The sequence below is a fragment of the Nitrososphaera sp. AFS genome (assembly GCF_009898475.1).
In the GTDB taxonomy this organism is placed as follows: domain Archaea; phylum Thermoproteota; class Nitrososphaeria; order Nitrososphaerales; family Nitrososphaeraceae; genus Nitrosopolaris.
Map to the genome: position 1 here is coordinate 1 of NZ_QURE01000145.1, position 7252 is coordinate 7252.

The 7252-nt window shown below is 38.8% G+C and carries 8 protein-coding genes and 1 tRNA gene; 7 read left to right on the forward strand and 2 right to left on the reverse strand.

Translation table 11 applies throughout. From position 1 onward, the window contains the following. Nucleotides 1-143: 143 nt before the first annotated feature. Nucleotides 144-452 carry a hypothetical protein gene (locus DYY65_RS11725; protein ID WP_162478140.1) on the reverse strand — a complete coding sequence of 103 codons (309 nt, stop codon included), beginning with the start codon at nt 450-452 and terminating at the stop codon, nt 144-146. 797 nt (nt 453-1249) lie between these two features. Here DYY65_RS11725 and DYY65_RS11730 point away from each other — a divergent pair. The 4 genes from DYY65_RS11730 to DYY65_RS11750 all read left to right on the forward strand — a co-directional run bounded on the left by DYY65_RS11730 (nt 1250) and on the right by DYY65_RS11750 (nt 4165). Further along, nucleotides 1250-1729: a hypothetical protein gene (locus DYY65_RS11730; protein ID WP_162478141.1), complete on the forward strand. Its 480-nt coding sequence runs from the start codon at nt 1250-1252 to the stop codon at nt 1727-1729. A gap of 720 nt (nt 1730-2449) precedes the next feature. Next, the gene (locus DYY65_RS11740; protein WP_162478143.1) at nt 2450-3421 is read left to right on the forward strand and encodes a hypothetical protein; all 972 of its coding nucleotides are present in this window, start codon (nt 2450-2452) and stop codon (nt 3419-3421) included. A 123-nt stretch (nt 3422-3544) separates the two neighbouring features. Beyond that, nucleotides 3545-3826, forward strand: coding sequence for a hypothetical protein (locus DYY65_RS11745; protein WP_162478144.1), 282 nt, complete (start codon nt 3545-3547; stop codon nt 3824-3826). 78 nt (nt 3827-3904) lie between these two features. Continuing rightward, nucleotides 3905-4165: a hypothetical protein gene (locus DYY65_RS11750; protein WP_236561822.1), complete on the forward strand. Its 261-nt coding sequence runs from the start codon at nt 3905-3907 to the stop codon at nt 4163-4165. Between the two features lie 507 nt (nt 4166-4672). Here DYY65_RS11750 and DYY65_RS11755 read toward each other — a convergent pair. Beyond that, a tRNA-Val gene (locus tag DYY65_RS11755) sits at nt 4673-4747 on the reverse strand. A gap of 199 nt (nt 4748-4946) precedes the next feature. Between DYY65_RS11755 and DYY65_RS11760 the strand changes: the two genes are divergently transcribed. The 3 genes from DYY65_RS11760 to DYY65_RS11770 form a co-directional block, all read left to right on the forward strand. Next, complete coding sequence (locus DYY65_RS11760) at nt 4947-5360, forward strand: zinc ribbon domain-containing protein (protein ID WP_162478146.1); 414 nt, start codon at nt 4947-4949, stop codon at nt 5358-5360. Between the two features lie 28 nt (nt 5361-5388). After that, the gene (locus DYY65_RS11765) at nt 5389-5781 is read left to right on the forward strand and encodes a zinc ribbon domain-containing protein (RefSeq protein ID WP_162478147.1); all 393 of its coding nucleotides are present in this window, start codon (nt 5389-5391) and stop codon (nt 5779-5781) included. 904 nt (nt 5782-6685) lie between these two features. Next, nucleotides 6686-7252 (forward strand): PsbP-related protein (locus DYY65_RS11770; protein ID WP_162478148.1); only part of this gene is annotated, 567 nt, incomplete at its 3' end.

A 7252-nucleotide genomic window follows, 5' to 3' on the forward strand; every position in this document is an offset into this window, starting at 1 on the left:
TTTAAGCAACCAACTAAATTACTTTGGTTTTGAGCAAGGGTGAAGAAATAGACGCCAAGTATTTGTAGATACATTAGCAATCAGTGCCTCTAGATCCTTAATTGACTTGATCATTACTACTCTTATTGGCAACAATTTACAAGCTAAGATCCAACCCTTTTCATCTGTGAGCCACATTTAGGACAGGCAGCTTGACAATGTTGTGATCCGCAATTCATGCAGTAATATTTCAATTTGTCACTACCGATACCAGAACCAAAAATTCCTTCTCCTGAGCCCATTCTTTTCATCTTTATCTTTCTCATATAGAAACTGAGCAAAATGAAGACTCCTACAATGGCAACCAATGATATTGGAAATGGCAATAATATCGAAATTATTATGCTGATTCCTAGAGATATTCCTATCCATATTATTTGGTTAAGAAGAAACTGTTTGTTGTTAATACCCATTTTTGCATATATCTCCTCCTACCTAGGTATCTGATGTTTAACTAATTAAATAAAGTAATCTACTAGAATCTTTGTTTAATTGCCGCTGTAGAAGAATTTGTGAACAATCCATTGCAATCCAAATTTTCCACTTAGGGTCTAAAGGAGAGACCGTTACATTTGGCTACAGCACAACGAGTTTGATACCTATAGAGTCCAGAAGCGCTCCAGTGGTGGCTTTTCGTGTGACCACACTTACAAATAGATTCTTTCTCACTCAAACGGTTGATTTTCTGCCCCCATAATGAGAACCAGCACAAACACTTCCACCACTATTACGCACAATTCCACATTGCATCCGCACTTTACTCCAAAGCATAAAACCCTACTACTGTCAGTAGTAACTTGAATATTGCAAGACTAAGAAAACGGAGTAATTTTTCATATGTACAAATATTAAATTAGTCTCAAGAGTCCTCTAGTACTATATTACTTTTTTCTCCTGTCCTCTCTCTCCCGGATTCCTTACTATTGACATTCCTTTAATGCTAAAGAATTTCTCAAAGCAGTTTTTTCAGCTAAAGCCCACTGCAATACTTCTATTTCAATGTTAAGTGTTTCTGTATATATTGGGTTATGCGCTGAATGTATATTATTCTTTACTTGTTTGAATTTTACAGTTAATTCTTTCTTCTAATGTCGGTAATTTACTCATATGAAAGTACCTGATGGATAGGATTTATTGACTGATTCATAATCTGGAGGGGTATGCTACCATGAAGCAGTACAATTAATTCTAGCGGTTTCCATGATCACACATGGTCTTAATAGGATTTTCAGACACGCTCAGTCTGGCACAGTCAGTCGGAATAGTAGGGACGATGGTCCTGACACTTTATTTCTCGAAGAGGCATATACAGGCGTTATCAAGTGACACTGAAACGAGGGTTCTGAATGATTTGGATGAGAAATTTCACAGAATGACTGAAATTATTATGGCGGATCCATCAATGGCAAAAGTAATAAGCGGAATAGACACTCACGATTACCCAAAGTCGTACGGTATAACAGCCAAAGAAATGGCATTCTCTTATTATATTCTCTGGATGTGTGCTCACGCCTTTGCGATGCGCCAGAGGAAAGTACTTGATGATAATGAGTGGGCCGGCTGGTTACAATGGATGAGAAATTGTTTTCGAAGAGGAACAATAGTAGAAACATGGAAGCAAGTAGAACCCAACGGTCGGTTCAATCCTGCCTTTCAGAATTTCATTAACAGAGAAATGGTAAAAGCGTAACCCATAAATGGTTCTTACCCTTTTTGTGATATAATCAATACACACATTGTATTGAGTCTTTTTCCGGATGAAGACATCCTAACAAAAGGAATTGCGACTCGGAAAGGATTTGCAGACAGATTACCAGATGAAGATAAAGAGACATCTCCAAAAACGCTCGATGAGTGTTATAGATATTCAAAGGCAGTTAATGTGAAAGACACTTCTTTCTGATAGAATCAATGACAATAGATACCGCTCTACAATTGGTATTCGGAATATTTTTTTAGAAGAAACTAAAATGTTTTCGGTGATGGTACGATGGATAACACCAGTATGTCTGCCTGATAATCATGTTCTATACTTAGCAAGCAGAAACCATTTCTCTGTCGACTGCGACGCTGGAAATGTCACCGTTATAAAACACTGCAAATAATCGCCTATAACACCGAACCTTTTCATCATAATCCAGATTTGGCATACGATCCCGCTGATAGGATATTGCTGTTGCTGATGTTTATTCTAATGCAGTTTCTGTGATAAACATCCTGTTCAAATACTTTGACTGATACATTTCCGGCCGGTTCGACAACGAATGGAGTCGTATACGATTCAAAGAACGGTAATGTTTACGCCACTAACGCTGGATCTCCTGTAATCGTAATAAAAATACCCGTTCTAATAGAATGTGGATGCTCCTTCCTTACTTTTTTTATATAGCAGGGGCCCCAATAACTTACAATGTCTAAGTGGTCAACAGGCCCAGACGGTGTTGCTCAAATTTATCCTACGGCACCAGGCGGAACAGAATTTTATTTGAACATGGATAATCCGTATAAAGGAGGCTCTAATACATCACGCCCAACAGCACAATTTAACATTTCTTATGGGAAGGGTTCACAATTACCATTTACAGCCGAGACGGCGGCAAATGGCCTGAAGTATTTTAACACAACAGGCAATCCCATTAATTATGCCTCTGGCTCAAAACCGGGAAGAAGTGTAAGACTGGACGTTTATCCTGATGGCGGTAAATGGGCAAACAAGACGTCTCATTCTTGGCAGAACAACCCTGGATATTTATATACTGATAAAGGAATTGGCTCAGGTGAATTTACCGTCTTTATCCGTGTCAATGGTGATCTTGACTCGCATCAGGCATATGCTTGTAAAATAGGCGGTAGAGATGAGGACGCTATTCGTTCACTGATAGAAATGGTTTATCCTACTGCAACACATTCGGATATCCAAGTCAACTACAATTACGCACACTTTCCATACGTGCATGCAAAGCCATCTTTAACTATTTCGCGTCCCCCTCCTCTTGCTGACAACGGAAAATGGATTGGCGTAAAAACAATTCATGCCCTTGCTGCAGACTGCAAATCTTCTAATTGGGAGATGTGGATCGATACCAATCCTTTTGAATCAAATGGAACGCCAGCCAATAATTGGTTACTGGCCGCGACGTACAAGGACAATGGAGTCCCAGAATACAACAATATTCCTCTGACATGGAAATGTCATAAGGACGTATGTAGAGTAGACGGGTTTGCAAGTGTTGATTTCACTTTGATTTCTGACAGGGAAATAATTCCTAGCGCGCCTACATCGTCACCTGGTCGTCGGACCGAATCGCTTCAACAAGAACATGCGGGATTCTATAGTATGATATCAGGGGCTAAAAATATTCTGAAGAAAGTGACTCGATAGTAAGACAGAAAGGCTCAATAGATGTCAAGTAATAATGTCCTGCCCGAGTATGAAGTAGGAACGTCACATGGCGGAGGATCGATATAGAATAAGATGGTAGAATGATTGCATTTATACGAGTGCTTGTCAGTAATAAAGACAATTCTTCTACAAAGGTTATACAGTGGAACCAAAGAGGCGATAAAACATTTACTTGAAAAAGGATTTAATGTCAAACAAAGAGCACGCGGCATTTATGATGATAGTCCCGGTATGCATGTGATTCTTGAAAAAATGGCCTCGAGCACAAATGAGTACTCTATAGTGTCTATACGATCCGGTAATATGGATAAATTTCCAAATTTTGATAGAACTCTTAATGCATTGATCCAGCGTATGACTGTTAAAGGATTCGCGCGGCTTTGATATTTACCACGTGTCGGTTTATTGATCAGGTTAAATTATTTGTACAATGGGCTATTAAGTCTATTTTTGTCGAATGGAATGCCTAGAATGGCAGGGGAATTGCGCTTGGTTGGTGGACTAAAATTCGAAAAAAATGGACGCCAGAAATTCTTATGTATACGCGCTGGTGTATGGAACAAGGAGAACGATAATGCTGTTCGCAATATTGTGAAATTGTTCAGGGATATGGGCTTTAAAGTAAAAAGGATGAAAATCAATCAATTATGGACCCTAATTGGATTTGAAGAACAAACAATTGAGGTAGACTTTGTTGGGGCTAACGATGTAAGAATACGGTAAGGTTGCCATACATCACTTGAATTTCGATAATACAACTGGTCACACATCAATGTAAACGCCATACAAGAAGTAAGGTTGATACTGGAGGAGTCACCTTTTCTTCAGATCTGATTGATTTTGATCATATAACCATCTAAAGTCTATTTGTAGTGTGTTATATGTATCAACCCATTTATGCGAAGGATGGTTTGATTCTGTCTTTGCTAGGGGATTCAAGTATGCTGTTATGTCGTATTTAGCAATTTTCCGGAATCAATAATCTGGCTGATTTTGCGCTCGGTTTGATGTTGCTTTCGTTAGATTCTGCAATCAAAAAACTACATAGAATAGATGCCATATTCGAACTAGCTTGGGCTAATTGATAAAATTGACTTGTTGGACGATAGGCCGGCGGTTGGCGTGTCTATCTTTTTCTGTATACTTTTTGCTTTATTTGCTGACCCCGCTACTACCGTTGATGTTTGCCGCTTCTTTCAAAATACCGACAGATAGAATCCATGGACAGAATGGAGGGAATGGGATTTGAACCCATGACCACCTGCGTGTAAGGCAGGTATCATAACCAGTCTAGACCATCCCTCCATTAAATCGTAAGAGCAATTCTTGCCTTAGTGTATATATACATATATTGTCGATTGAATTTACCAGCTCCTATCACAAGCGATGATTTATTACTTCTTCTGAATAAAGCCTCTTTCAAGGTTTATACTCGCTGTTCGCTATCAAAAATTAAGGCTAAGAACTCAAACTTTTATTAACCAGTCATACAAGACCTTCGACAATGTCTGTCGGAAACAATCGTGACAATTTAAGAGCCGTAGCAGAGCAATTGAAGCAACTTGCCGACGACATTCAAGAACAATATGAATCATTTGTCGATGCAACCGACCTATATAAGAAAGGAAAGGTGAATCAACAGGACTTTATACCCAAGTTAGCAGATTACCTTGTTAGGTCAACATCGCTAAGTACTGGTGCCATTGAAGTTTTATTTGAGCTCAAACTAGCAATTGAGAAGAATCTTTCTAACGCCCCAGCGCGGGCAGATAAACCTATGGATGTTATCTCAAGCCCCTCACTCTCGACTGCCGTTACAGATTCCGCTAAGTCTGGTAGTGTTAGGATTTGTAAAAGTTGCGGTTCGACCATCCCTCTTAGAGCCAAATTCTGCAATAAATGTGGGAAGTCGCAATAATTAAAAATGTGAATCGACAAAAAGGACCATGAAGATATTCAACGCAAAAGCCGCAACAGAAGAATACATGTCAACGCATTCTCTTACGTTTTCTACTCCCGAAATGACCCTAAAGAAATTTGCAATGTGGCTTGGAGAGCCAGTAAATAGTTCAGAGGAGAAAGAAGGTACTATACCACGACTGATGTCTTACATTGAAGATAAGAAGGCTAAGAGTAAAACTTCTTTTTTTGATGTCAATGACACATTCCAACCCAGCGGAGCGGTCACAAAAATGTATGGCCATGTCGAAAATATGACAGTTCCTAAACATGATACTTTTCCACACGACATCGCTGCGCCAAAAACTTGCATTGGCTGTGGTTCCGAAATAAAATCAAATGCCAGATATTGTACTAATTGTGGTAAGAGGCAATTGTAAAGTAGTCCTTCCTATCTTGAGTTTTAATAGCTTGTTCCGGTGGTTGTTCATTCGTATCGATTAAGCATGGGCCAGAACTATTTCATTCTGCAATCTATTATTCTATCATGACCTATTGATGCCATGCAATGTCATGAAATATGCTGATATTTACCAGCCTGCATTAGTATCACAGGATTAGAATAGCTCAGCTTCAGTCAAGGAGAGAGGCCCATTACAAAAGCTAAACTACAAGATGGCTCTGACTGGTAATACTTCCCTTGGTACGAACAACAATGGGAGTAATACATTCAATGCATGGGATCATAACGAGATAATATTGGGTAACTTGTACCGTTGACGTACTAACCTTTTTGTTTTCTAAGTTCTTTCGATTGAATCGAATTTGACATTATTATTATTATAGTTACTTTGCATCGCATTTCTAGGAGATTTATAAAATTGTCATGGAGAGGTGACTCTTTTTTAATCCTCAATAAATAATAATCGTAGCGTTGATCTTGGATTGCATCTGCCTGCCAAATATTTAAAATTCTTCGGCTGTGCCAATATATACTGACTTTGGCCAAATGTTAGAAGTGGGAGATTAGCACAGCGATAAGTTGATTAAATAAATATTCTGATAACTTGCTTTAATACAGCCAATCATAATTTCCTAACTGAATTAACTGAGGACGGCTTTTGAAAACAAAACTGGCATATTATCGTGGTAGATTTTTTGTGGCTGGTTGTCATCAATCTGTCGAGAAGGTGTTAGACTCCTGACAATATGACGAATTAGAAGCTCATCTAAATTTGATCACAAAATTACAAAAGAAATGGTTTCACATATGTGAGGTCAATTTACTCGGCAGGATGACTGGTGGATTCACTTAAATGTGACATCAGTCACTGGTAATAATCTATGAAGAGTAACACAGTAGTACCAATGTTGGTACTAGTTCTGATATTGTCAGGATTGACTTTGATTGTCACTTCAAAGCTCGTAGCTCTAGCCCAACCAGGTCCAACAAACCTGTTAACTTATGCGAACTCTACGGACGGAATTAAATTCCAGTATCCTTCCAATTGGGACATAGTACAAAACGGGACAAAACAGGACACAGAAACTGATATCGTTACCCTTTATCCACCATCAAGTAATTCCAATGCTAGCATCGATGTCAGTACAGATGACATTTCAGACGAAAAGGGAACGTCAGTAGCTCAATACTCGAGTGCAGGTTTGAGTGACTTGAAACAATCACTTAAGGATTTCAAATTGATTGACTCAACCACCAACAATGTTCTTGCGACCTTACCAGCATACAAATTGGTATATACATATCAGGATGGCAACACCGTACTCAAAGATATGGAAATCGGGGCAATAAAAGGCAATAAAGCATATATAATAACTTATGAAGGTGGAGTTGGCGAATATGACAAGTACTTACCGATGGTGCAGAAAATGATCGATTCATTCCAAGTA